This window comes from Undibacterium sp. JH2W, from assembly GCF_049340425.1.
Lineage (GTDB): Bacteria > Pseudomonadota > Gammaproteobacteria > Burkholderiales > Burkholderiaceae_D > Undibacterium.
Window position 1 is genome coordinate 210,411 of sequence record NZ_JBMPOT010000005.1, and the last position, 25,773, is coordinate 236,183.

General features: G+C 51.1%; 14 protein-coding genes. 10 read left to right on the forward strand and 4 right to left on the reverse strand.

The features are described 5' to 3' along the window. Nucleotides 1–393: 393 nt before the first annotated feature. Together ACO0LC_RS08980 and ACO0LC_RS08985 are read right to left on the reverse strand one after the other, a co-directional pair. Nucleotides 394–3,591, reverse strand: a complete 3,198-nt coding sequence (locus ACO0LC_RS08980; protein ID WP_423002314.1) for an efflux RND transporter permease subunit — start codon at nucleotides 3,589–3,591, stop codon at nucleotides 394–396. Nucleotides 3,592–3,594: 3 nt separating this feature from the next. Continuing rightward, on the reverse strand, nucleotides 3,595–4,776 hold the full coding sequence (locus ACO0LC_RS08985; RefSeq protein ID WP_423002315.1) for an efflux RND transporter periplasmic adaptor subunit: 1,182 nt from the start codon (nucleotides 4,774–4,776) through the stop codon (nucleotides 3,595–3,597). A gap of 226 nt (nucleotides 4,777–5,002) precedes the next feature. Between ACO0LC_RS08985 and ACO0LC_RS08990 the strand changes: the two genes are divergently transcribed. The 10 genes from ACO0LC_RS08990 to ACO0LC_RS09035 all read left to right on the forward strand — a co-directional run bounded on the left by ACO0LC_RS08990 (nucleotide 5,003) and on the right by ACO0LC_RS09035 (nucleotide 22,745). Then, complete coding sequence (locus ACO0LC_RS08990; RefSeq protein ID WP_423002316.1) at nucleotides 5,003–5,593, forward strand: hypothetical protein; 591 nt, start codon at nucleotides 5,003–5,005, stop codon at nucleotides 5,591–5,593. A 230-nt stretch (nucleotides 5,594–5,823) separates the two neighbouring features. Continuing rightward, nucleotides 5,824–6,855: a Glu/Leu/Phe/Val family dehydrogenase gene (locus tag ACO0LC_RS08995; RefSeq protein ID WP_423002317.1), complete on the forward strand. Its 1,032-nt coding sequence runs from the start codon at nucleotides 5,824–5,826 to the stop codon at nucleotides 6,853–6,855. Nucleotides 6,856–7,023: 168 nt separating this feature from the next. After that, the gene (locus ACO0LC_RS09000) at nucleotides 7,024–7,530 is read left to right on the forward strand and encodes a DinB family protein (RefSeq protein ID WP_423002318.1); all 507 of its coding nucleotides are present in this window, start codon (nucleotides 7,024–7,026) and stop codon (nucleotides 7,528–7,530) included. 93 nt (nucleotides 7,531–7,623) lie between these two features. Next, nucleotides 7,624–8,160, forward strand: a complete 537-nt coding sequence (locus ACO0LC_RS09005) for a GNAT family N-acetyltransferase (RefSeq protein WP_423002319.1) — start codon at nucleotides 7,624–7,626, stop codon at nucleotides 8,158–8,160. A gap of 356 nt (nucleotides 8,161–8,516) precedes the next feature. Continuing rightward, nucleotides 8,517–12,047 carry a hypothetical protein gene (locus tag ACO0LC_RS09010; protein WP_423002320.1) on the forward strand — a complete coding sequence of 1,177 codons (3,531 nt, stop codon included), beginning with the start codon at nucleotides 8,517–8,519 and terminating at the stop codon, nucleotides 12,045–12,047. 32 nt (nucleotides 12,048–12,079) lie between these two features. After that, the gene (locus tag ACO0LC_RS09015) at nucleotides 12,080–14,131 is read left to right on the forward strand and encodes a hypothetical protein (protein WP_423002321.1); all 2,052 of its coding nucleotides are present in this window, start codon (nucleotides 12,080–12,082) and stop codon (nucleotides 14,129–14,131) included. Nucleotides 14,132–14,287: 156 nt separating this feature from the next. Next, nucleotides 14,288–15,532 carry a hypothetical protein gene (locus tag ACO0LC_RS09020; protein ID WP_423002322.1) on the forward strand — a complete coding sequence of 415 codons (1,245 nt, stop codon included), beginning with the start codon at nucleotides 14,288–14,290 and terminating at the stop codon, nucleotides 15,530–15,532. A 16-nt stretch (nucleotides 15,533–15,548) separates the two neighbouring features. After that, a complete protein-coding gene (locus ACO0LC_RS09025; RefSeq protein ID WP_423002323.1) occupies nucleotides 15,549–20,108 on the forward strand; it encodes a DUF6603 domain-containing protein in 4,560 nt (1,519 codons plus the stop codon). Beyond that, nucleotides 20,105–21,973 carry a hypothetical protein gene (locus tag ACO0LC_RS09030; RefSeq protein ID WP_423002324.1) on the forward strand — a complete coding sequence of 623 codons (1,869 nt, stop codon included), beginning with the start codon at nucleotides 20,105–20,107 and terminating at the stop codon, nucleotides 21,971–21,973. Before ACO0LC_RS09025 ends, ACO0LC_RS09030 begins: the two co-directional genes overlap by 4 nt. Before the next feature lie 244 nt (nucleotides 21,974–22,217). Next, entirely contained in the window at nucleotides 22,218–22,745 is a 528-nt protein-coding gene (locus tag ACO0LC_RS09035; RefSeq protein WP_423002325.1) for a GNAT family N-acetyltransferase, read from the forward strand. A 15-nt stretch (nucleotides 22,746–22,760) separates the two neighbouring features. Here ACO0LC_RS09035 and ACO0LC_RS09040 read toward each other — a convergent pair whose 3' ends face one another. After that, a complete protein-coding gene (locus ACO0LC_RS09040) occupies nucleotides 22,761–24,533 on the reverse strand; it encodes a sensor domain-containing diguanylate cyclase (protein WP_423002326.1) in 1,773 nt (590 codons plus the stop codon). Between the two features lie 221 nt (nucleotides 24,534–24,754). Continuing rightward, nucleotides 24,755–25,768, reverse strand: coding sequence for a hypothetical protein (locus ACO0LC_RS09045; RefSeq protein WP_423002327.1), 1,014 nt, complete (start codon nucleotides 25,766–25,768; stop codon nucleotides 24,755–24,757). Between the last annotated feature and the right edge of the window lie 5 nt (nucleotides 25,769–25,773).

Genomic DNA, 25,773 nt, shown 5'->3' on the forward strand with positions numbered 1-25,773 from the left:
GATTGCTTTTTTTCTAGGATGATGGATATGTTCATCCAGCATATAAATGAGATATATCTGGAAAAACAGTGGGCGAAGTATCCAGATTTGTGGGTGGGTAGTCAAGCCTGAAAAGCCTGGATTTTAATAGCGAAAACTGAACTTACAGTTGTCAATTGCGACTGTGGCGAAAAATAGTGATATGAAGCTATCAAAACTTGCCATGCCTGCTTTAGGTGATCTCGCTGCAAGCCATATGGGCGCTCACTTTGTGCAGTGCAAAAATAAAAATTCTCATGAGTTGATGCGATACAGTTATGAGTCAATCTTGCAAAAATAAATTTTTCATTGATTCAAAAAACTCTGAAAAAAATGCCCGCTTACAAAGCGGGCATTTCATTTTCTATCGTAGTATCAGACCGCAGCAGGTTTGCCACTGATCAGGCGCCAGGCCCGGACAGGCAGGCGGAACAGGAAGCGCAGCATGACCAGGGTCAGCAAGGCCTCAATAAAGGTAGCGATGAAAGCAAAAAAAGTATTCCAGCTTGATTCGCGGCGACGGAACTTGGCGATCATGCGATCGTGGCTGATTTCTATACTGTCATAGAAAGTCGGCACTACCAGCAAGGTCAGCAAGGTCGAAGTAATGGTCCCGCCTATGATGGCAATCGCCAGGGGACGGTAAAACTCACCGCCCTCACCCAGGCCTATGGCTACCGGTAACATACCGGCAATCAGGGCAAAGGTGGTCATCAAAATCGGCCGCAGACGCTTGCGCCCGGCATACATAAGTGACTCTTCGCGGTCATAGCCTTCTTCTTCCCGTTTCCTTGCGCAGTCCAGCAAAAGAATCGCATTCTTCGCCACCAGGCCCATGAGCATGATGATGCCGATAAAGCTCATCAGGTTCAGCGTGCCCTTGGTCAGCAGCAGGGCCACCACCACGCCTATCAAACTCAAAGGCAGTGACAGCATGACGGCAATAGGGGCCGTGAAAGAACCAAATTGCATGACCAGAATCAGGTACATCAAGCCTATGCCTGACACCAGGGCGATCGTCATTTCAGTAAACAATTCTTTTTGTGAACGTGCAGCACCGCCCAGTTCTATGCCAAAGCCAGTAGGAAAGTTAATGGCATTGGCAATTTTCAGGGCCTCGGCTGTCACCTCACCTGGAGAGCGGCCCTGGGCATTGGCTGACACGGCTATCATGCGCTTGCCATCGGTATGCTGTATCTTGGCTGGTCCCTTGCCCATGGTGATTTTGGCGATTTGCTCGAGAGGCACCATCTTGTCGCTACCAGCTACGGCTATCGGCAGGCGTTCTATGTTTTCAGCACTGATGCGATCCTCAGGATGCAAGCGCACTGCCACATCGCGGGCTTCACCAGTAGGGTCAACCCAGTCACCGATTTCCACGCCAGCAAAAGCGACTCGCAAAGCTTGCGCCGCATCATTGACCGAAATACCCAGGGAATTGGCCAGGCCACGATCCAGCTCTATCTGCAATTCATCTTTAGGGTCTTGCTCAGACAAACCGACATCGACCGCACCCTTGACCTTGCTGAGTTTGTCCATGAAGTCATTGGCGATTTCCATGAGCTTGCGTGAATCCGGGCCTGAGAATTGTATTTGTACCGGTTTGCGTCCACCATTTTGCAAATCATCTTGCACCACATATTCAGCACCGATGATACTGCCGACTTTTTTGCGCAACTCAATGGCGATCTCGATGGCGGAGCGTTTTCTCTCAGTACTCTTGCCTATGTCTATGTAGACCCGCCCACCGGTGCTATTGATGTAGCTATTGGTGACCTTGGTTTCCTTGATAGTACGTGCCAGTTCGGCAGCTTTTTCCACTTTCAGCCTGCCATATTCGAGGCTGGAGCTGGAAGGGGTGCGTACATCAATCAAGATCGTGCCATTGTCTGCTGACGGCAAGAAGCTGGTGCCGCCCATGGTCGCATGCAAAGCCAGTGCACCGACAAAAGTCAGGCCAGCAATCAGGGCCATCCAGACACGATGGTGCAAGGCCCAGGCAATCACATTGCCATAGCGGTCAGCCTGATGGTCAAACCAGATATTGAATTTGGCCAATACCAGGCTGATGCCACGCTTGGGTTCCAGGTGATGCCCGACCGGGTCGCCCCAATATGCAGACAACATCGGGTCCAGCGTGAATGAAATAAACAGACTGACCAGTACGGAGCTGGCGACCGTCAGCGCAAATGGCCTGAACCACTCACCGGAAACACCGGGCATGAAAGCCACAGGAATAAATACGGCAATAATCGAGAAGGTAGTGGCAGCCACAGCCAGGCCGATTTCTTTGGTGCCATTGCTGGCAGCCGTGCGCCGGTCCGATCCCATTTCCATATGCCGCACGATATTTTCCCGCACCACAATCGCATCATCGATCAAGACACCGATCGCCAGCGACAAGCCCAATAAGGTCATGAAGTTAAGGGTAAAACCGCACAACCAGACGGCGATAAAAGCTGCAATAACCGAAGTCGGCAAGCTCATCGCCGTAATCAAAGTGGAACGCCAGGAATTGAGGAAGACGTAGACCACGAAAATCGTCAGCACTGCACCAAACATCAGCGACTCGATGACGTTATTAAGGCTGCTTTGCGCATCCTTGCCACCATCCTGGGTCACTTCCATCTTGGTGCCGGCAGGCAGGGTTTTGTTGATTTGCTCGACCATGGTCCGTATCTTGCCAGCCACGGTAACGGTACTGGCATCACGCGAACGTGTCACAGAAATACCAACGTTAGCCTGGCCATTGCGCATACTAAAGCCATTGATCTCGGCAAAGCTGTCGGCAATATCCGCCACCTGCGCCAGCCTGACCAGTTCATTGCCGCGACGCTTGATGACGATATTCTGGAATTCTGCCGGGGACTCTATGCGACCGATCAGGCGTATGCTTTGCTCATCGAGCCTGCCCCTGACTTTGCCTACTGGTGCTGTGGTATTTTGATTGCGCAAGGCTGTCACGACTTCAGCGACAGAGACATTGTATTCACGCAGTTTTTGTGCATGTAACAAGACACTCAGTTCACGCTTCAATGAACCATCCACAGTCACCGTCGCTACCCCATCGACACTGCGGAACTTATCAGATAATTCATCTTCCGCCATGCGTGAAATTTCTGCATGACTCAGTGCGTCTGAGGTCAGGGCGATTTGCATGATAGGCTGTGCCGAAGGATCGCGCCGCTCAAGTATGGGCTCGCGCATTTCCACCGGCATTTTATAGCGTATGGCAGCAATCGCATTCCTGACCTCGTCCGAGGCTTCAATCATATTCTTGTTGAAGTTGAAGACGATGGTGATGGCGGCATTGCCTTCATTGGCGGTAGAACGCACCTGGTACACGCCAGTAATACTTTGCAGAGATTTTTCCAGGCGATTGATAATCTCGCGTTCCACCGTTTCTGGCGATGCACCTGGATAAGGGATGCTGATCAGAAGCACCGGCTCTTCCACGTCAGGAATCTGGTTGACCTTGAGTTTTTTGAGCGCCAGCAAACCTATGCACATCAGGGTGATGATGATAACTATCATCGCGACCGGGCGCTTGATACTGAAATCAGAGAGGAACATGGCTTATTTCCCGGCTGGTGCAGAGGCTGCTGGCACTGCAGCGGCGGTCGTTGGGACATTGACAGGCACCGAGGCTATCATCTGCACTTTTTGCCCATCAATCAAAGTGGAAACCGGATTGCGCACAACTTTGTCGCCAGCTACAAGACCACTGCGCACTTCAAAGTCACCACGGCGTGGATCACGCTCACCAATCACGATACTGATCTTCTTCAAAATACCATCCTTGACGCGCCAGGCATAAGCCTTGTCACCGTCGCGCAGCAAGGCTGTATTCTTGATCATCAAAGTCTGGGTGGTGCCGGTCTCTACATTGCCTTCGGCATACAGACCAGACACACGCGGCGGATTATTGTCTGCAAAGGCCACCAGTACTTCGACCTGGCGAGTGGTGGCATTGGCAGCCATATCAACGCGCTTGACTTTGCCGGTAAAACTTTGCTCACCATAACCATTGACGCGGAAACTGACGGCCTGGCCTATCTTGATATTATTGACTTTGTCGGCCGACAGCAAACCTTCAAAACGCATACTGCTAGGGTCAATGACCTTGACCAGCTCCTTACCTATCTGAGCCGTATCACCAGCAGACACTTTGCGCTCACTGACGACACCATCAAACGGCGCGCGCACTTCTGTGCGCTGCAATTGCTGACGGGCCTGTACAGAACGGGCTTTTGCAGCCACCAGATCACTTTGAGCATTATTGCGACGGATTTCGGCATCTTCCAGTTGCTGGGTCGATGTCATGCCAGAAGCACGCAAGGTTTTCAGGCGCTGGAACTGGCGCTCAGCCTGCTCCAGGGTTTGCACCGAAGCACGCGCGGCTTCTTCAGCCGAATTCAGGCTATCACGGATGGAAGTATCATCCAGACGCACTAACAAATCACCACGTTTGACCGTCTCCCCATTTTCTTTCAATACTTGCAAGACGACAGTAGATAGCTCCGAACGCAAATCAGCTTTGCGTTCTGGTTGAATTGAGCCAGTAATCACAGGGCCGGATGACAAGGCGCTATTTTGTATCACTTGCAAATCTTCTTCCGTCACCATCAAAGCTGTGGCGGCCGCCTTGGCACTCGCACTGGCTTTAGCCGGGTCCGATTCCTTGCCATCTTTTCCTCCCTTGCTACATGCCGTCAATGCCAGGGCAAGGGAAAGAAAAATCAGACTGGGTCGCAACATGTTAAGTCTCCGTATATTTATATAATGGCAGGCTACTAAGAACCTGATTTGTAACAAAAAGTTCCAATTCTTGCCAAGTATCCATGAGCATGCATACTAGTGTCAATCATGCATTAACAGCCAGCAACACTATGCGTTTCAGGGTGAATTTCTTGCATTCCCGGCACAAGTCCGGTAGGCTCCCGCCTCTTGCGTACTTACCAAGCTGCTTATTGTGTCTGTTATTGTGTCTGCACCCGCCTCACCGCCTGTCTTACTGATTGTTACTGATGTTTTTGGCAATACACCAGCCATTGCCAGCTTTGCACGTCAATTCCCCTTGTCTAGCCTGATTGCCTCGCCTTTTGATGGCGAGCAAATACAATACCCGGCAGAAACCCTGGCCTACCATGCGTTTATCGCTCAGGGCGGAGTAGCGGCATATGCAGACAAGCTGGGTTCATTAATACACACTCACCAATCCAGCCTGCGCTATGCCATAGGTTTTAGTGCCGGTGCCAGCGCCCTGTGGCTTAATAGCGTCAACCCTGCAATGGCCAATCTGCAGCAGGCAGTATTGTTCTATGGCTCACGCATACGCGATCATCGCGATGTGCAGCCAGTCTGTCCAACCCGCCTGATATTTGCCGAGCAGGAAGCCGCTTTTGAACCGGCAGAACTGGTCAGTGATTTGCGCCAACGCAACCATGATGCAGAATTGGTCAAAGGCAGTAAACATGGCTTCATGAATCCTTATTCCGCCGGTTTTTGCCTGAAAACCCAGGAACGCTACATGAAAGAATTGCTGGACCTGACACAAATCAGTGTCGCAGCCTGAATGGCGTATTGCTAATAGCCAGCTGGCAAGATTGAGTTTCACCCTCTATTCCCCTATACTTCGCACGCGTGACACAATCACCGCCTTGTGTTTTTGATTACACCAACCAGTGATCAGGGACCGTTTTATTTGCATGACAACACTACCACTTATTTAATCACTTTTTTGCGGCACCAGTGCATCTGCCTGATCTGGCAGCTCGTCTGGTCGAACCGCGCGGAGCCATAAGCATGACCGCTTTTGTATTTAATGAAATCAATTTCGACGACCACGAACAAGTCGTGTTCGCATCTGAAGCCAAATCCGGCTTGAAAGCCATTATCGCTGTCCACAACACCAATCTTGGCCCAGCCATGGGTGGTTGCCGCATGTGGAATTATGCAGATGAAGCTGAAGCTGTACGTGATGTATTGCGCCTCTCGCGCGGCATGACTTACAAGAACGCCGTTGCTGGCCTGCCTATAGGCGGCGGCAAAAGCGTTATCATAGGTAATCCAAAAACTGACAAGACCCCTGCCCTGTTTGAAGCCCTGGGTGAAGCCCTGGAGCGCCTGGGTGGCCGTTATGTCACAGCAGAAGACGTAGGCACCAGCCCGGCTGATATGGCCAATGTTGCCAGCAAAACCAAATACGTTGCCGGTCTGGGTGACCGCGGTGACCCATCCCCATATACCGCACTGGGTTGCTTCGTGGGTGCCCAGGCCGCAGTCAAACACCATTTCAAACGCGACAGCTTTGATGGCTTGACCGTGGCCCTGCAAGGCCTGGGCCATGTAGGCTATGACTATGCGCGCCAGTTGAAAGAAGCTGGTGCCAAACTCATCGTCACTGACATAGACCAGGCTGCACTGAAACGCGCGCAAGAAGAACTGGGCGCAGAAATCGTCGCCATCGATGCTATCTATGATGTACAGGCAGATATCTATGCACCATGTGCCCTGGGTGCAACCCTGAACCCGGACACCCTGTCACGCCTGAAAGCCAGGATCGTCGCTGGTGGTGCCAATAACCAGCTGGCTACACCAGAGATGGGTGAAATCTGTCGTCAGAAAGGTATCCTGTATGCACCCGACTTTGTCATCAATGCCGGTGGCATCATCAAGGTTTGCTATGAATACCTGAACACACCAGAAGATGGCATGGTCGCCCACGTGCGCCGCATCGGTGAAACCCTGGCAGAAGTATTTGCCCGCGCTGATGCAGAAGGCTTGCCAACCAGCGTCATCGCTGATCGCATTGCTGAAGCAAAATTCAAGAAATAAAAGCCCTCACTGATCCGGGCTCAAAAGCCACCAGACTGTTGTTCTGGTGGCTTTTTTATTTCTTGCTTTGTATCTGCCGTAATCGCAAACATCTGTATCTACTAGCCAAGGCTTAATACACATACTCTATCTGGAAGGCAGGTTTCCTTATCCAACCGGAGAATATGAATGACGATGTTATCGAATATACGCATGCTGACCCACTACAAAGCATGGGCAGATGATAAATTTTTTTCCATGCTGAGCACCTTGCCTGAAGAAGAGGTACTGCGCCCACGCCTGACACGCTTTGGCAATATGCTGCATACGCTGAACCATGTGTATGTAATAGACGATGTCTTCCGCGCCCATTTACTGGGTCAAAAGCATGAGTATCAAGACCGCAATACTGCCACCACGCCGCCACTGCACGAACTGTGGAATGCATCAAAAAAGATGAATGAGTGGTACCGCAATTTCACCAAAGACTTGACTGAAAACGATCTGGAGCGCGTCATCCATTTCAATTTCATAGGCGGTGGCGAGGGTGTCATGAGTTGCCAGGAAATGCTGTTGCATGTCGTCAACCATGCTACCTACCATCGCGGTTTTGTCGGTGACATGATGTACCAGGCCAAAGTCATGCCGCAATCAACTGACCTGACCGTGTTTGTCAGGGACGTGCTACGGGCCTGAAACTTTTATGTGAATCCCAGGTCAATTGAGTGTGTGCTTGAAACGCATTGCTTTCAAGCTTAAACTCATCGCTGTCCTTAGCCCCTGAAAATCATGACCATACTGACTACTGCTCGCCTGCGCCTGGAGCCGATGACCGATAGCCATTTTGAAGGACTGTTCCACATGAACAGACAGGCAGAAGTCATGCAATACATCACCGGCAAACCCGACACACCTGAAGATACCCAAGCCATGATAGAACGTGTCAAGGCCCGCTGGATAGAGTATGGATTTTCCTGGTGGAGTTTCATAGAACTCGAGAGTAATGAAATCATCGGCGCAGGCTGCATACAGCATTTGGGCCGTGACCCGGCCAATCCCCTGGAAACAGGCTGGCGTTTGCGCAAGGAAAGCTGGAACAAGGGCTATGCCTCAGAAGCCGCACGGGCCATGGTCGCTTTTGCCTTTGAAAACCTCAAGTCAGAGTCCTTATGCGCCGTCTGCCACCAGGACAATTATGCATCAGCCCATGTCATGAAAAAACTGGGCATGCAATATCGTGGCATAGAACGCTGGTATGACATGGATACCGCGGTCTATTCCATGGACAAGGCAGTATGGCTGGCAAAAAATTTCTCCAAGCTTTAAGCCCAGCTGTCTGCATCTCATCAAATGACAGACCAGCGTCTGTTCACGTCTCGAATAATTAAGACTTACACAAAATTGTCCCGGTAAGGCCTTGCTGAAGAAAGCACCCTTGCGAGGCTGCTTTGTTGCGCCTGCATATGACATGTTGTATGCAGCCCACGAATACACGTAGCAAGGAAGACAGCGCTTCACTAGCGAATTTTGCTAGATGCGTGAGCTGACGGGCCAGCTCGCGCAGTTTTGTGCAAGCCCTAGTAATGTTTTATTGAACACTATTACGATTAGGATGTACATTACGTCATTATCAAAACACAAATACTGCAAGCCTTAGGGCATGCTCAGGAAATGGATGCGATATGACAGATTTTTTGGCAGTCCCAATTCGTCTGGATGCACTTCACTTGAAGGCCCCACTTTCTGTTGTCAACGCAAAAGCAGATTTCACGCGCATGCCTTATTGGAATGGCGAACATGAAGTCAATCCGGATGTTGCAAACATCAGCGAAGATCTGGCATCGTATCCGTTTCAGAACCAGACCCTGGTGCTTCCTCCCGGGGTACATCTTCATTGGGCCTTGCCCGACGCTTTGGCGCACGGCAGCAGCAAGGTCCCCCCAGGGTGCAAGCAAGCCATGTTATTTCCGGCAGTGCCAAACAGGTGGCTGGTGACGCGCCTTCAGAATGATAAAAAAGACAGGCAATGGGTGGTGGAAAGCGATTATTTACACCCGGACAAAACCGTTCCCCTGGCACCCGATGGCAAAAGCCTGCACAGCATAGCCATCCCCTTTCCCTATGACAGGCAAAAAGGGGAGCGACCGTTTCGCTACCTCGGACGGGTACGCCCAGAGAAAGAAAACGACGCTGCGCCCGAATATCTTGCAAGCAAGAACTATCGTTTAACCGCCGTGGGGTATCAACCCAATCCTGACAAGGGAAACAATACAGCGCCTCCCACAGGCGGCTTGGGCGAACCCACATTTGCTGCACTGTATTCCAATTGCCTGAGCGTGTTCGGTTTTTATGATCACGAGTTGCCCAGCGAAACCAGCGGGATCACCTACGAAATCATAGGTTGGTACAGCGACACTGATCATGACTGGCTTAAGAGTGAGGCAATGACCGCAGCCCTGGAGACAGCTCGCCAGAATCTGCAACAACAAGGTCAAGCCATAGATGAAGCGCTGGTACTGAAACAGGCACTGAAGACAGCATTCAATTGGGAGATTGGGGACACGCAAGCGGCATTGCCAAAGGCAACAATTTTCCATGCACGGATGGGCATGGACAAGAAAGCCGATGCCTTCAAGCCAGGCAATGTGAGCGTTGCCATGGGCAATACCGCCACCGAAGCCTTGTCGGCGCTGCTGGCAAATGACGCACGCCTTCATCAAATAACAGACAACCTCGAAGCCAAGCTTGAGGCCTTGCATTTGTCTGAGAGCATAGATCATTTGACGCTGGACATAGGGCCGAAATTCCAGCATGCAAGGCATGATCGCGGGTTTTCCTCCATTAGCGGCGGGACGGTATGGGGCATACGCGTGACCGATGCCAACGCCAAGAAAACACTGGCATTCAGTAACGCCGACCCAGCCGCCGACCTGGCGAAAGAACCAGATTTGCTCAATCAACTCAATCTGGCACAGCGCGAACTCGATCATGCCATCTGCGAACTGGACTGCATGCAAAAGCAGCTTTATGCAGACTGGTACAAATACATGCTGTGCGCTTATCCACCAGGCGATGCACGTGACGATTACTCGGACATTGACGAAGTGCGGTTTTTTATCGAACAACACCATCTTGTCCTTATCGCGGAGAAAAAAGAACAAATCACTGGCCTGACTACAAGCCGCGATCATCTCCAAAAAGAACTCGAAGGCCTGCTGCAAACACCAAAACAACTACAGCCCCGGCCAGGAATGCGATTTTATCGCCCCAACGAGCCGGTATTGTTGATTGCCGGCGATGGGCTGCGCATGAGCAAGCGCCACTTTCAAAACGGCCCGCATCCATGCCAGGTTTTTACGAAGGACCTGGACTTGTCCAACATCGATACGCTCTCTGCTCTCATTGGTCAATTCAAAGGCGGCACGCACGAAGACCCGCCGGGAACATGGCATGCATTCTCGCTCGATTGGCGGGTGCAGATGCAAGCGGTGCAAGAGATGAACAATCTTTCTGCACATAGCCGCCATTATGATCCTGATTTTATTCTGAACACTTTTAAGCTTGACAAGGATCAGGTGGAGTTGAGCACTATCGCAGGAAAAGGTGAAGCCGGACCCGCCGCGAGTATCTATACGGGCAGCAGTTTGCTGACGGGCCACGCCAAATTCAAGCTATCCGAGCGTATCAACGCTTTCTTGTCGCTACGGCTGCTGGCAAAATATTTCCAGGATAAAGCCATCCCGCAAAAAGAGCGCACCAACGATTTTTTCGAAACCCATGTCTATGCCATCAAAGAATGGTATGACACGAAGAAATCAGACCCCAAGATTGCTGACCCTGTTGTCGATACCATGCTCCAGGTTGCCTCGGTCATTGACGATGCGCAGTTCAACGTGCTGGCCCAAGCGCTGAATGGCTTTAACGAAGCCCTGCTGATGCACAAGCAGACCTTTCAACTGCCACTGGACGAACCGCTGGGGTTTGCAGATGCCAAAGCATTCACGCATAGCGTGAAGCAGGCGGTTGGCTCAAACACCTGGGTGGCGCCACAAGCACTGGATGATTTTCAATTGATACGCAGCGGCGGCTTCAAAGTGCTTGATTTGCGCCTGGTGGATACCTTTGGGCGGGTACAAGACCTGGACGTGAAAAACTGGCTGGCGAGCGAATTGATGCCGCCATCAAGGGAGCCGGGCTTTTTTTCGCTGCCACCCCGCCTGGCACAGCCAGCACGGATATTTTTCCAATGGCTGGCGGGTGACAATGGCGAAGTCGAAATGAATTCGCATCCCGCAACGACGCCGGTTTGTGCCTGGCTCATGCAAAACCAGCTGGACCAAAGCCTCATGGTCTACGATGCCAGCGGCAAGGCGCAAGGGGAGCTTGACAGGGATTTCAAGTGGACATACGCACCGGGCGCAAAACCAGTCACGCCAGAAAAACGCCCCAAGTATCTGGGTATGTTAGTAGACAACCTGATCAGCAAGGCACCCGCCAATTTTTTTAAACAACTTGATACAGCGCTGGAGCACATACACCCGGCACGTTCGTCCGAGCATGAAGCCCTGGCACTGCTGATAGGGCGGCCGATTGCTGTGGTGCGGGCAAAATTGAAACTGGCGCTACAGGGGCAACCGGCAATCAACCAAAGTTGGGACAGCTTCCGCGCTGATCTTGAAAATTTTTTCCAAAGCGATGGCAAGCAGTTTGAACGCTCAAGCGACGGCATCAGCAAAGTGAAATTGCAGATTCGTCTTGGCGACAGCCGGCAATTGAACGACGGGCTATTGGGGTACTGGATAGAAGACAAGGATGGTAACTATGGCGCATACCAGGCGGGTAATGACACCTGGATAGAGCGTTGTGTCGCCGACGGCGAAGTCAAGCTGACCATGCTGCTGGACCCGCGCGGCGTGGTGCATGTCACATCCGGGATTTTGCCTGCCGAGGTACACGACATTGCACCAGATCACTATGCACCAGCACTGAAAGCGATAGAAGCATGGTTCTTGACCGCCCCCATCCTGAGCCAGGCAAGCAAGATTGCCTTGCCCCTGCCTGCCGAAACCGATCACAAGTGGTCGTGGATAGGCAAGCGCGAGGCAAACGAGTCAAGCCCGATAGAGCCAGCCAATACCCAGGCGAATTGGGCCGGGCAGCTGGAAATTCAAGAGGGTTGGCTCAAGCTGAGCACCTCAGACGCTGAAAAATAAACCACTTCCATTGACAAGAAAGCGATCCAATCATGGCAACTGAGAATAAGCTGGCCCAGTTTCGCAAAAGCTACCCTATTGATTTCACGCTGTTCGATGACGACGATCAAGCAGTCATGGTCATTTCCGAAGATACCGACGACTGGGGATTACATTTAACGATTACCAATACCTCATCGCAAGACATCAATATGATTGCCGGATCAGGTGAGGTATCAGCCAGCAATTACCATTTTGCTTTACAGTTTCGCCCGGGAACGCTGTCCAGGCGCACACTGGAATTACTCAGTAGCGCAGCTGTTAGCAAGGTCGTCAGCACAGCAGACTGGAAGTTGGCACAACTTGCCAATCAGACTGGAACGAATGCACCAGTCAAGCTTTATTTCCTTTACACGGGAAGCAAGAACACGCTTTCAGTAGGGGAAACACGTTCGATCAAGCTCGCTGGTCTCAGCGCTGCGCCGGGCAGCGGAGCACGCGGGACACAGGTTGAATTGATTCCACATCAATTGCAATCACCCGACAGTACAGCGATTACCGGCAGCCGCACGCAATATATGCATGTGACAAATCATAGCGGCAGAAAAAACATACCTTTGCATATGAGTATCATCGAAGGCAATCGCGTGCAGAACGGCGTTGAGTCAGCAACGATCACGCTGCGCCTTACCAATATCTACAAGGCCAAGGATGTCAGCACATCGACGATAGTATTTCGCAAGGGCGATGATAATTACCCTGCGACCAAACTGGTCTTGTCATGTGACACCGGTGTTGATGCATGGGATCTTGGAGCTATCATGGGAGTCGGCGTTCCTGATGGTGTAGAGAGAGTACCGCCCCCCAAAACAGGCGAAACAGCAAGCTGGGAATTCAAGTTTACCAAGGACTATGCTCTTGAATACAAAAAAAGCATAGACCTGATGATCACCATCAATGTATCAGCCGAACCCGGCAATGCGAACCTGTATCTGCACTACGACAATATTCCTGGCTACTGGGATGGGCAATTTGTGTGCAACATAGAAAAAGGACCTCTCCTCATCAAGGATGGAAACGTGGGTATTGGTGGCCCACCATTAGAAATCGAAGATGCCAATAAGCAGAAGTCAGCTGCAAAACTGGGGGTGACCGGTCCCGTCAAGATGGATTTTGGTAACAATGGCAGCCTGGTATTTTTAGGCAACAATGATGACTATCCAACCATGATGGTACTGGGCAAATATTTCCAGATCTGTAGTGGCAACTCTGGAACTTATGGAGGCAATATTCAGAAATTGGCCTTGCGCACAGACGAGCTCACCGTTCCGGGCAGTATGGTCATGGGGAGTATGCCTGATAAGCATATCCCTACTGCCAAGTTAGAGGTTCATGGCGATGTCAAAATGGATTTTGGCGCGGGTAGTGAATTGCATTTTCAAACTAATGACAATAGTAACCCAGGGATATTTGTAGGCTCGAAGCTGGCCGATGGTACTCAAAAAAAGAGCAATAGCCTCACGATTGCAAATGCCTATGTCAATGACAAAAGGGAAAGAGTCTTATTGGAAAATATCTCACTGAATACCCAAAAGTTGACGGTTACGGGTGATATCGAGGTCACAGGTGCGATCAGGGGTAGCGGTGGAGCAGTAATCATCAAGGGGGCAACACAGCTCGTGGGGAGCAGAAAACTGAATGTCAAGGAGACATATTACAAAAACGAGTGTGTCAGCATTCTCGATAAGGGTATTTATAGTCTTGGCGGCCCCCCTCTTCAGGCCGGTGCAAAGCGCTGGTACAGATTCTATATTATCGTCTGGGACTGTTGGAACGGTACGGATACTAACTCAAGCAAAGGAACCAAGGTAGAAATAATACATAAGGAAGATAAAACAACCAATTTCGTTGGTAAAACCGAAGTGTTTGTCCCTGCCGTTTGGGGTGACACCGCTGGTCAGTATAAGGGGCAGGCCTATTCAAGTCTTTTCGAAGTTTCCAATACAAACTGGATAACAGACATCCAAGTGAAAAGCGAATCGCGAACAGCAGTTAATGCAGCCTATTTATACGAGCTTTGGGTCGAGTACTTTGATGTCTTCTAGCTGGATCATGGGTGCCAGATTGTTCCTGCCTGTTTTCATCTCACTCCATGACAAGTCCATGGGTGTGCTTGAGGAAATTTTTGACAGTATCAGTTTCCAGGCAAAGCATTAGCATGGTTCCGTGTATTTGCTTCTTAATCTGAGGGGAATGTTGAGATGGAAGATGTAGCCGTAATTCTGTTACCAGGAATACTTGGAAGCCCACTGGAGAACAAGATCACTCACGAGGATATCTGGCCTGTACACAGCACAGGTCGGACAGTATGGACAGGAGGGTCGCATACAGCAACGAAAGTGAAGCTGTTCGTAGACGACCTCCAGAGGATGAATAGTGTTACGAAAGTGCTTAGACCAACCAAATGGGAAGAAGCCAAGGTGGACCTTGTCGCCCCAATCTACCACGGCTTTGTAAAACTGCCTGCCAACGAACGTCTTGACAAAGAGGGAAAGCAACTTTGTTTCACACCACATGTCTACGTATTGAACTACGACTGGAGCGTCTCAACCATACTCAATATCACTGATATCAAGGCTGCAACCTTATCAATCATGAAGGCCGCATGTCATGACCATAACGCGACGAAATTCATGTACGTCACCCACAGCATGGGTGTACTCGCCGCCCTCGCAACTGTGCTTGGTGGTGGTCTTGCAGACGACATTGATTTTGCAGGAATAGTCGCCGTTGCAGGGCCAATCCCAGGTGCTCCCGAAGCCCTCATGCGCATGATGAGAGGATTTCCATCTCCTAGCATCATCAATTATGAAAAAGCCATTGCAACTAAATTGCTAGCCAACAACGGCTGGAAATTCTCCATGCTTGCCCCTGTCCTCCCCGGGTTTGCTGATCTGTTGCCGTGGAGCGAACTGGATCGTGATTTAGAGACGGAAATTGAAAATATCATCAACTTTCACTTCAACCCGGACAAGCCGGTCAAGCGAGGAGCGGGCATGTGGTCGTATAACGAGCGGTCTTGGTCGGAGGCAAGTGATTGTCGTGCCAACTTAATAAAAAAAATGAAGAGCAATATCAGTGAAGCACGGAAATTGCACTTACTCATTCGAAACAAGCAGTATGATTTGACCATCTTCAACAGACTCTTCGGTGTTTGTCTGAATGGAAAAGACACCATACAATCAATGAATTTCGTCAATTTGACAGGCGTCCCAAGCCTGCGCGGTAAGCGGAGCGGAAGCCTGAACATTCCAGACGAATTGAAAGACACCTATACCTCAGCCCAAAAGGGTGACGGCACAGTGACACTAGGCGGGCAGAGGTACAATTGTTCAGCCTCTATTAAAGTCCCCGGAGGCATAGATCATGCCGACGCATTCGAGAATAAAAATGTATGGCCATACATCCACACCGGGATGAATTGGATCTACAAACACAAAATTTAACCAGAGGCTGAGCACAATGGACTTCGAACAACTTCAGAAGGTGCTCCGCTCATCGGACGATACGCTTGATCTCTGGGCAAACACGGTAGAGGACGATGCGTTCAAAACGGCATTTGAGCGCGTGTGGGGCACACATACTGCAATCAAGATACAGCAGCAAGACTTCAAGACGGGGGACAATTCCATCAGCTTCGGAGGAAAAGCCACGCTGCCAGAAATAAAGCATGTATCGGAAATAGCCCTTGCTGCGTTTGAGTGCCAGATGAAAGCCAGTTTTTCCCTGGAAGATGATGGCAGTGTACATGCTCTGCTGGACTTTTCGTTGGATCAGCCTCTATCAAAGGTGTTTCGCTCACTCCCTGACGCTTTTGAAGCAGCGACCTACGATGAAGGGGAGGAGCATCCGCCCGAAGCACCAGGCGATCAGCCCCCCGTGCTCTGGAAAGAAATCCTGCAACACGTCCACATCGTTTTCAGCACACACGACTGCAATGCGAATCTTTTCTTCGACCCAGGCAGTGGCGAGATTCAGCTAGCTCAGGAAGGTAGCGCGATCCAACTTGCTCAGGGGCTCAATCTCCTTGCGTCCTGGACACCGGACGGGAAGCTCGCCTTGGAGACGAATCGCTCGCCTCGCCCAATCTGGGGTTCTATCGTCATGCCAGGGACGCTTGATACGACATGGCCCTCGGACACGAAACCCTGGGAAGCCCGGCAGTTGCCGCCAGGCATACATGTACAGGCTGCGCTAAGCGGCCCCGTGGATCTCCCGGCAGGAATTACCATTGAACCGGCGCAATTTCGGTTCTACACGCCACTCACCAGGGAATGGTTACTCGGTCATACCAATCTTGCTCCTGTGATGGCCTATGTTGGCAAGCTGAAGTTCGACCACAACAGCAAAGAACTTATCGGCCAAGGGGTGCTCGCCGCAGAAACCTGGGATGATTTCAATACCAATGTCCAGATAGAATGTACATTCGACAAACTGCCTTTGGCTAAGTTGGAAGACTTATGGGGTGAAACCAAGCTAGAATTGCCCGAGGGTTTATCTGCACTTGAACAGCTCACCCTCAACAAGGCCATCATTCGTCTCGTCAAGGGAGCAAATCAAGCTAAGCATGAAATTGCCGGGTTTGCCTTCGTCATAGCACTTGGTAAACTTGCGAATTGGCCTATCGTCAAAGGCAAGATCGATGCCTCCATAGACGAAATCCGGGTATTCATAGACTACCGCAGCGGCACAGGTCTGGACGTGCGGGGGCGCTTGTCTGGCAGCGTGTCCACTCTCGGCACAAAGAATTTAATGGCAAGCATAGATCTTCCAGGTTTTGCTGTCGAGGCTCGTCTGACCGAGCCATATCAACTGGACTTCAACCATATGTTTTCTTCAGGCGGCCTGCTGGAAGGCTACCCGAAATTTCGATACGACTCAATCACACTTAGTCAGCTCAACCTGAGCCTGAATCCCGAGCCGCTGGAATATAACTTCTCCATCGTCGTGAACAAAGACATGGTAGTGCCAGGCAATGACAGCGATGCCAAGTTTTCATTGATGTTCGATGTGAGGCAAAACAGATGGATGCTGGCAGGAGTAGCCATTGGTCAGGAAGCAGGAATCCCGCTTGGCCGTATGCTGGAGCAATTGGCGAAAAGAATCGAGTCGTTCCCGCCCAACCTCACACTGCCAGATGTACTGGACAGCTTTGAGTTGATCAGCTTCGAGGTGGCGGTGGCGAAAGTTGCTTCGTGCAGGTTTTCCTGCACCGGCCAGATAAGCATTGAGGGTAAAAAAATTCAAGCCGGCGTCAATATCGACTTTGCCAAGGACGAGAAAATCTACAAGGGCTGGTTGTCACTAGGCGAACATATGTTCTCCTTCACATCACAATCGACTGCGGCAAAAGACCAGATACCTGCATCAAGCGAATTGGTCGCTGCCTACAAGCATTGGAGTGATGAGGCCCTGGGTCTGGGCGACATGATGGGGGGGCTTATCGAGGAAGAAGAAACGAGAAAGCACCTCAACACGCTAAAAATCAACTTGAAAAACGCCTTCCTGGCGCATACCAAGACCAATACCCTGCCGGCACAAGACTCTGGCAAGTATCTTTTTGGTATGGACCTGGGCGCAGAACTCAAATTTACTTCCCTTCCCCTGGTCGGAAAATATTTCAACCAGGATATAGGCATACGCAACCTCCAGGTCATCTACGCGCAAAAACCATTCACGGCAGAAGATGTGGCAAGGATCAACCCCTCACTGCCACAAAACATTGGGCAAAAAACGGCGGATACCCCGCGCCCCCCCTCAGGGGGTGCTACGGCAAATCCTGCCCAACAAATCGCCCTGGCGCAAGGCCTGAACATTGCGGCAGACTTGAACCTGGGTTTTGCCGCACCTCCGCTTGCCTTTCCCATGAGCACGCAAGCCTTGCCCGCAGGTGCGACACCAACCGCAGCGCCTCCTGACAGTGCCATCTGGCTCAATATCCAAAAAGCAGTAGGCCCCATCCATGTCGAGCGGATTGGTGTCGAATATCGCCAATCAAAGATATGGGTGCTGCTGAGCGCCTCCATGACTGCAGCAGGATTAAGCATCTCGCTGGACGGCCTCGGTTTTGGTGTAGCTCCCTCCACACGTGAAATCGACGTTTCATTACGCGGCCTGGGCATAGATTACAGCAACGGGTTTGTCGAAATTGGTGGCAATTTCCTGAGATTGCCGTCCAAAGATGCAAGTGCCTCAACTGAATACAGCGGTGCAGCCATCATCAAGGCAAAAGTCTTGACCATCAGCGCACTTGGCTCGTACACCATCATCAAGGATGAAAAAGATCCAGCCAAAGAAGATTCATCGTTTTTCATTTACGGCCTGCTCGATTACCCCATCGGTGGCCCGCCATTCTTTTTCGTCACAGGTCTTGCCGCCGGATTTGGCTACAACCGCAACGTGGTCGTGCCCCCGATAGAAAGACTGGCGCAGTTTCCACTCATAGAAGCGGCGCAAAACAAGACTGATGCCAGCAAGATGCTGGCGATTCTGCAACGTGCCAGCGCAGCCATCCCTGCCACAGTGGGCCAGCACTTCCTCGCCGCTGGTGTGATGTTCAGCTCATTCAAGATGGTCGAGTCAACCGTACTGCTCACCGCTGCCTTTGGCAAAAAACTTGAGTTGCACCTTCTGGGCTTGTCGACCATGCGCATTCCTTCAGCGGAGCTTGGCAATGACCTGCCAGCTGTCGCTGAAGTCGAATTGGCGCTCAAAGGCAGTTTCATTCCCGATGACGGATTTTTGGAATTGCGGGCGCAACTCACCCCCACTTCATATCTCTTTTCCCGGGATTGCCACTTGACTGGAGGATTCGCGTTTCTGTGCTGGTTCAAGGACAGTGGCATGGCAAAAAACGGGGATTTCGTATTGACGCTGGGCGGCTATCATCCGCATTTCCAGGTGCTCAAACATTATCCCGTGGTGCCACGACTCGGTTTCTCTTGGCAGCTCCAGGAATTTGGCCTGTCACTGCAAGGCGACGCCTATTTTGCACTTACGCCATCGGCCATCATGGCTGGTGGACATTTGCAGGTCATTTGGAAAAGCGGTGCTGTCATGGCCTGGCTCAAAGCCGGGATAGACTTTTTGATTGCCTGGATGCCCTACCATTATGATGCGCAAGCCTATGTTGATATTGGTATCCAGCTCACCTTCGAATTCTTTGGCACACAAAGGCTGTCGCTCGAAGTCGGTGCGGACCTGCATATCTGGGGCCCCGAATTCGCGGGTGACGCCAAGGTACATTTGTGGATCATTTCATTTACCATCCATTTTGGCAAAACAGCTGCCAGCCAGGCCAAGGCGATAGGGTGGGACGAATTTAAAAAAGTATTCCTGCCAGAGCAAGTGTGCAGCATTGTGGTAGCCGATGGCCTGGTACGCAAAGGCGATGGCAAGGATGAGCTTGGCATCATCAACGGCAAACATTTCCGGCTGGTGAGCGATTCGCTGATTCCATCAACCTCCTACGATGTTCCCAAGCTCGATTCCAGGGAGGGGGCCGCAATAGCGCAGCATTTTGGCGTGGCGCCGATGGGGCTGTCGTTAGTCACGTCTTCCAGGCATAGCATTAAGCTCACCCCGAAGTCTAAGACCAATGAGACTAGCTCAAAGGAACCGGTATCCCAGTTTTCCTGCAAGGCGATAACGAAAAATGTTCCCTTCTCGCTTTGGGGCTCATCGCTCACGCCACAGCTGCATGGTCCCCAATTTGTCGACAATGCGCTCTGTGGTTTTGAGATCAAGGCGAATGAGCCAAAGCCTGCCTATAAGACCGCGGCCATAAAACGCCAGGATTTGCTGGTCAGCGACAACAACGGAAAAAATACCCGTTCATGCACCTGGGGGCCGATGGGGAAAGCTTTTACCCGCAGCACCCAGGGTATCGAAGTCACAACAGCAGTGGACACGAGCAAACGTAACGAGTTGCTTAAAAAGTTAGGCGTCAGTATCTCCCAACTCGATAATGACTTTACTTTCGATTATCTCGTAGAACTACCACAAGTCGAGGCAACGCCATGAGCCAGCCAGGAAATAATTCCCTGCAAAACCAGGATGACGTGATTTGCTTCATCGATTCACACGACCCTGGCGTCGACGCAGGCGATTATGAAATTGAAGTCACGCAAGTAATCGCCGGGACAGGTATCCCGGAAACCACGTTTACAAAGAAGGCGAGCTTTTCGATTCAGGGCGAGCGTTTTACTTTGCCGCCAAGCGAAATTCTTGCCGTGTTCCCGCCCAACGGCAGCATGGGTGACCACGCAAATGTGCTACCGCATGTAGTTTTACAGCGCAGTACATTGCCCTGGGAGCGCAGGGCAGAAGCCAGTTCCGATGCACCATGGCTGGCGCTGCTGGTCTTTCACGAAGGAGAAATAGGCGAGCCGCAGACCATGGCCCTGAAAGAGACAAAACTCAACTATCAACCGGAAAGGGGACAATCCCTTGAAGATCAAGTCACCATCATTGAAGTTGACAAGTCACTCCTGGATTCCCTGCTTCCGAGTATAAACGAACTCAAATTACTGGCGCATGTTCGTCAACGCTCATCCGCCACTGCCACCCCGCTTGCCGAAGTCGCCGCCATCATTGCAAAGCGACTACCCAAGGCCAAGGGCTTGAGCACAGCGCACCTGGTATCGCTTGAGCATCGGTATACAGATGAGAATAATGCATTTGATTTCAAGAACAAAGAAGGTAAGGAAGAACAAAAGATTCAACTCATCAGCTTGGCCAGCTTCAGGTTTGGCTGCACCCAGCCAGAACAGCAATTTACCGAGTTGCTGTTGAATCTCAAAGGAAGCACACCGGCTACTGGCCCCATCAGCTTGCGTTTGCCGGAGAGCGATTTTCCCGGGGAAAGCGATGACATAGCCAAAGCGCAATTGGCATCAGGTGCGGTGCCTATGCTGCATGCCTTGCGCAATGGTAAAAAAACCGTGTCCTGGTATCACGGGCCGCTTGCGTCCACAAAGAATCCCATGGATCCCCAAAGCACGGCACTTCTTTCCTGGCCTGTCAAGGTCGCAGACCAGCTCTTGCGCTATAACCAGGCGTCAGGGATGTTCGACGCGTCCTACGCGGCAGCATGGGAAATTGGGCGACTGATCGCTTTGCAAAACAAGAAATTTTCACTCGAGCTGCTGCACTGGAAGCAGGAACAAGCCAAATTGCAGCTGACCCGGACTTTCCATCCGCTGGCCATTCCATCGTCGAACCCGGTGACAGACATTGATGCGGCATTACCCCCAGCCCTGCAAGACTGGATTGTTGGTCTGAGACTGCTCGAAGGCCTGCCGTTTTCTTACCTCGTGCCGGACGAACGTATGCTGCCGGTGGAATCCATACGTTTTTTTGCGCTGGACTGGTTTTGGATCGCCTGCCTGCTCGACGGTGCATTCAGCGTCGGGAGTGTGACACCAGCCGACAAAGAACGGGACCGCGCTTACTTGCAACACAGGACGAATCCTCAGGGATTGGTGACGGGCGTGATTCTTCGCTCTGAAGTCATATCGGGCTGGCCCGGCTTGCAGGTAGATGGATATATGGCAGGCGAAAAAGAACCCAGGCCGCCCCTGCGTACAGACAAGCTGGCGCCTGGCATGCTTTTTTGCCTATTCGATGGTGAGCTCAGTGAAATCAAGATTCACAAAAAAATAGAAACCTTGCACTTCGGCTTGAGCGGCGAAAACGATGCAATCACAAAAAAACCACGATCTCAGGAAAATGAGATCAGTGTTATTTGGAAGGACAAGAGCAAACGTATCATAGACATCCAGGCATTCAGCACTGCCATGTCTGCCGAGGCACCGGCCGATTTCGCATCTGCAATGATTGAAGGCGTCGAGGAAGTGACCTTCGCTATGAGCAACCTGTCACAGTAAAGAGCAAATTATTTCGGACACAGAGATAGCTGATTTACTGTCGCTCTCAAGTTAAAGTCTGCCCCCATGCAAGCTGTCATCACCGTTTTGTCAGCAACATGATGTAACAGGTCAGGTCATGTAGCAAACAATGGCCTGACCGTGTTCATCATGGATGTCTGCTGGCTGGAGCTGTTCTATCGCTTGAAACTCTCAGGCTTCAAGCTTACACTCACATGCTTACTTATCAACATCTTGCCTGATCATGAGCATATTGACTACTGCACGCCTGCGCCTGGAGCCAATGAACGATAGTCATTTTGATGGCCTGTTTCACATGAACAGCCAGGCTGAAGTCATGCGATACATTAGCGGCAAGCCAGATACACCTGAGGATACTTTGGCTGCAATAGAGCGCATCAAGGCACGCTGGATAGAGTATGGATTTTCCTGGTGGAGTTTCATAGAACTCGAGAGTAATGAAATCATCGGTGCGGGTTGCATACAATACCTGGGGCACGACCCGGCAAATCCCCTGGAAACCGGCTGGCGACTGCGCAAGGAAAGCTGGAACCGGGGTTATGCCTCAGAAGCCGCACGTGCCATGGCGGCATTTGCTTTTGATAATCTCAAGGCAGTATCCTTGTGCGCAATCTGTCATCAGGATAATCAGGCCTCAGCCCATGTCATGAAAAAACTGGGCATGCGATATCGCGGCATAGAACGCTGGAATGACATGGATAACGCTGTTTATTCCATGGATAAGACAGAGTGGCTGGCAAACAAGACATAGCGAAGAAATAGCGTTTTAATCTGCCGCAACGACAATACGATTCCGACCACTCTCTTTTGCGCGATACAAGGCCATGTCACTGGATGATAGCGAGACATCGGCATCAATATCGCTGGCCTGCATTATCGCTATCCCTATACTGACCGTGACAGGAATGATATAGGTATGCGCATTGACCGGTGTATCCAGCAATTGCTTTTGCACGCGTTCAGCAAAGATCGTGGCGTCAGCTATGCTTGTGCCCGCCAATACTACGGCAAACTCTTCACCGCCCACCCGGCCCGCATAATCACTTTTGCGTAATTCATCATGCAGGATATGGGCAAAATGCCTGAGCACCAGGTCACCTACGGCATGTCCATGGGTGTCATTGATGAGCTTGAAATTGTCCAGGTCACACATCAGCACTGCCGCGGCTTTGCTGGCACCGCGCTGTATGCGGGCCAACTCCTCTTCCATGCGGCCCATGAAGCTGCGGCGGTTGGGGATTTGCGTTAAAAAATCTATGGTCGCCAACTCTTGCAATTCCTGCTCTATGCGTTTATGTTCGGTGACATCAGTAATAAAGCCATGCCACAGGGTAGAGCCATCAGGCAAGCGACGTGGTTTGGCATCCTTTTGACGCCAGCGCATGCCTTGCTGTGGCAAGTTGACGCGGTACTCCAGATGCAAATGCTCCAGTCTGCTGGCTGACTTGAGGACAGCGTTGCGATAGGCAGGAAAATCATCAGGGTGTATACGCGCATGTACCAGTGTCACGGCGTCCGGCATTTGTGCCGGGCTTAATTCATAAATATCCCGTATGCCCTCACTAAGATAAGTAAAGCGCTCCTCACCATTGGCATGCATGCAGTATTGATATGCCAGGCCTGGCACCTCATTGGTCAGGCAGGTCACCAGGTCGGCACTTTCTTGCAAACGCTGCGACAAGGTACGCATGGCAGTGATATCGGTGGTGGTACCTATCATGCGCAAGGGGCTGCCATCTTCTGCCCGGCTGACCACCTTGCCCCGGCTGGATATCCATTTATAACTGCCATCCTTGCAACGTACCCTGTGCTCTACCACATATTGCTCAGTCCGGCCTTCGAAATGCGCCTTGATGGTGGCTTGCACATAGGCCAAATCCTCAGGATGCAACCTGGTATAACTGTCCTCTATGCGATTTGAAATTTCTGCATCTGCATAACCTAAGATGGCTTTCCAGCCAGGCGAGTAATGAATTTGACCAGACTGTATATCCCTGTCCCAAATGCCAGTAGCGCTACCCTCTATCGCCAGTGCCATGCGCAACATGCTGGCCTGGCTTTGCTCGGCCAAGGCATTAGCACGCTGGTTTTGCTGCTGATGATGCGCATGTTGCAGCAGATTGGCAATCAGGCTGGCAAGCTCTTCAAATACTTGCGCATTGGGCTGGCTGGATGGAAGTTGTGGTTTATTCAACAGGAAGAGAGCGCCAAGCAAAGTCCGCCTGGCATCGAAGAACGGTATGCTTTCTATCAAGGTCAAACCATGTTTTTGCACGACTCCTCGCCAGGCAGCACGCAAGTCCGCCTCTGTCTCTGGTAGGAGAAAGTCTTCTGCTACCAAAGAAAGATCGCGCATGTTTTTCAGACAAGAATCAGCAGAAGCTGCAGACAAGTCTGAAGTGATCAACAAACTACCCTCACCCGTGGCTTCACTACTCACCACTACTATGGTCTGTAAAGCAGGATAGTGGGCCTCCAGGCTAGCCATAATTTGTCGCAGGCTGACATCGAGTGATGTATTGCCTGCGATAGCGCTCATGCATAGTTTATACAAGCTCAATAGATATTGAGTCTCATCATTACTTTTATGCAAAGTATCCGAACTCATATCAGCCCAATCACCCTTTTGGGAACTTGCTTGCACATGCCAGAACTCATTTCCTCGCTATAGATCATCATATACTAAAGCGACTATGCCTGAGTATGAGCGAGATTTTTTCATGTCAGCGCGTTTTACAACAAGCAGCATGAGTTGGCTGATTACAAGCCCTCCAGATAAAAAGCTTCAGGCTGCCCTTTCCGGTGCATGAATGCAGAAACTTCGTCTTGCCAAATTTGTGGCTGCAAACTGGCAGTGCTGCGCGTGATAAAACGACGCATGGGCCTGCGATCAAAAGCCTGGGCCAGCAATTTTTGCATGCTGACAAAACTGTCCGGGTTGATATGCGTGCCTTGAGAAATGCGTTCAGCAACCAGATTCACTTGATGCAAGATAGCCTGTTCACGCCTGGGGTCACTCTGCACTGCCACCTCATAAAAAGAAGTGAGTACCGCAAATGCAGGGCGCACACCTTCCAGCAAGCAGGCTTGCAATCTGTCATGTCCATCCAGTATCAAATAGGCATTCAGGCCATGTATATACCAGGCCAGTATCGGTGGCAATTGTCCGGCGCGAACCAGCTTGCGCCACCATTTGACGCGTCCACTATCCTTACGTTGTGGAGCAAATACATTCAACACCTGTCCATTACCGGACATACACCAGTCCAGATAGACTACAGGTGCATGTAATAACCGAAAGTCTTCGTCGCCACCGCCAAGATTCCAGTCACGCAAGCGGTATTTGCCACGCCAATGGGGATGGCATATCTGGCTACCATCACAGTATTCAAGCGACCACAGGCCATCGGACAAACAACTGATATCCACATTACGCAATGCCTGCACAAAATGTTTCAGCCACAATCTCTTTTGCTGCTCAACAGAAGCAGACGCTGAAGCAATTTGCTGGACGTCAGCCGAGCTAATAGTTGGCAACCAGTCCTGATGCTGCGGCAAATGTCGATATATGCTTACACCATAATAAGCTTCATCAATTTCTGCCCACAACAAAGGCAGATCGCCCACATCCAGCCGCATGCGCTTGCCTGCTGCCGTACGCAAACGCAGGGCTGGCTTTGGTGCATTGCTGACGGTCAGAAGCAGTCCCCGCCATTGCTCATAGTCACGCTCGTGGTCGCCAGTATCGTCCTGATAATGGATATGAATAGCCATCTTGC

Excerpts from the sequence above, each read along its gene's own strand:
- ACO0LC_RS08985 (WP_423002315.1), bottom strand. The coding sequence starts at position 4,776 with ATGTTGCGACCCAGTCTGATTTTTCTTTCCCTTGCCCTGGCATTGACG.
- ACO0LC_RS09035 (WP_423002325.1), top strand. The coding sequence starts at position 22,218 with ATGAGCATATTGACTACTGCACGCCTGCGCCTGGAGCCAATGAACGAT.
- ACO0LC_RS08980 (WP_423002314.1), bottom strand. The coding sequence starts at position 3,591 with ATGTTCCTCTCTGATTTCAGTATCAAGCGCCCGGTCGCGATGATAGTT.
- ACO0LC_RS09040 (WP_423002326.1), bottom strand. The coding sequence starts at position 24,533 with ATGAGCGCTATCGCAGGCAATACATCACTCGATGTCAGCCTGCGACAA.
- ACO0LC_RS09000 (WP_423002318.1), top strand. The coding sequence starts at position 7,024 with ATGACGATGTTATCGAATATACGCATGCTGACCCACTACAAAGCATGG.
- ACO0LC_RS09005 (WP_423002319.1), top strand. The coding sequence starts at position 7,624 with ATGACCATACTGACTACTGCTCGCCTGCGCCTGGAGCCGATGACCGAT.
- ACO0LC_RS09030 (WP_423002324.1), top strand. The coding sequence starts at position 20,105 with ATGAGCCAGCCAGGAAATAATTCCCTGCAAAACCAGGATGACGTGATT.
- ACO0LC_RS08995 (WP_423002317.1), top strand. The coding sequence starts at position 5,824 with ATGACCGCTTTTGTATTTAATGAAATCAATTTCGACGACCACGAACAA.
- ACO0LC_RS09010 (WP_423002320.1), top strand. The coding sequence starts at position 8,517 with ATGACAGATTTTTTGGCAGTCCCAATTCGTCTGGATGCACTTCACTTG.
- ACO0LC_RS09015 (WP_423002321.1), top strand. The coding sequence starts at position 12,080 with ATGGCAACTGAGAATAAGCTGGCCCAGTTTCGCAAAAGCTACCCTATT.
- ACO0LC_RS09020 (WP_423002322.1), top strand. The coding sequence starts at position 14,288 with ATGGAAGATGTAGCCGTAATTCTGTTACCAGGAATACTTGGAAGCCCA.
- ACO0LC_RS09025 (WP_423002323.1), top strand. The coding sequence starts at position 15,549 with ATGGACTTCGAACAACTTCAGAAGGTGCTCCGCTCATCGGACGATACG.
- ACO0LC_RS09045 (WP_423002327.1), bottom strand. The coding sequence starts at position 25,768 with ATGGCTATTCATATCCATTATCAGGACGATACTGGCGACCACGAGCGT.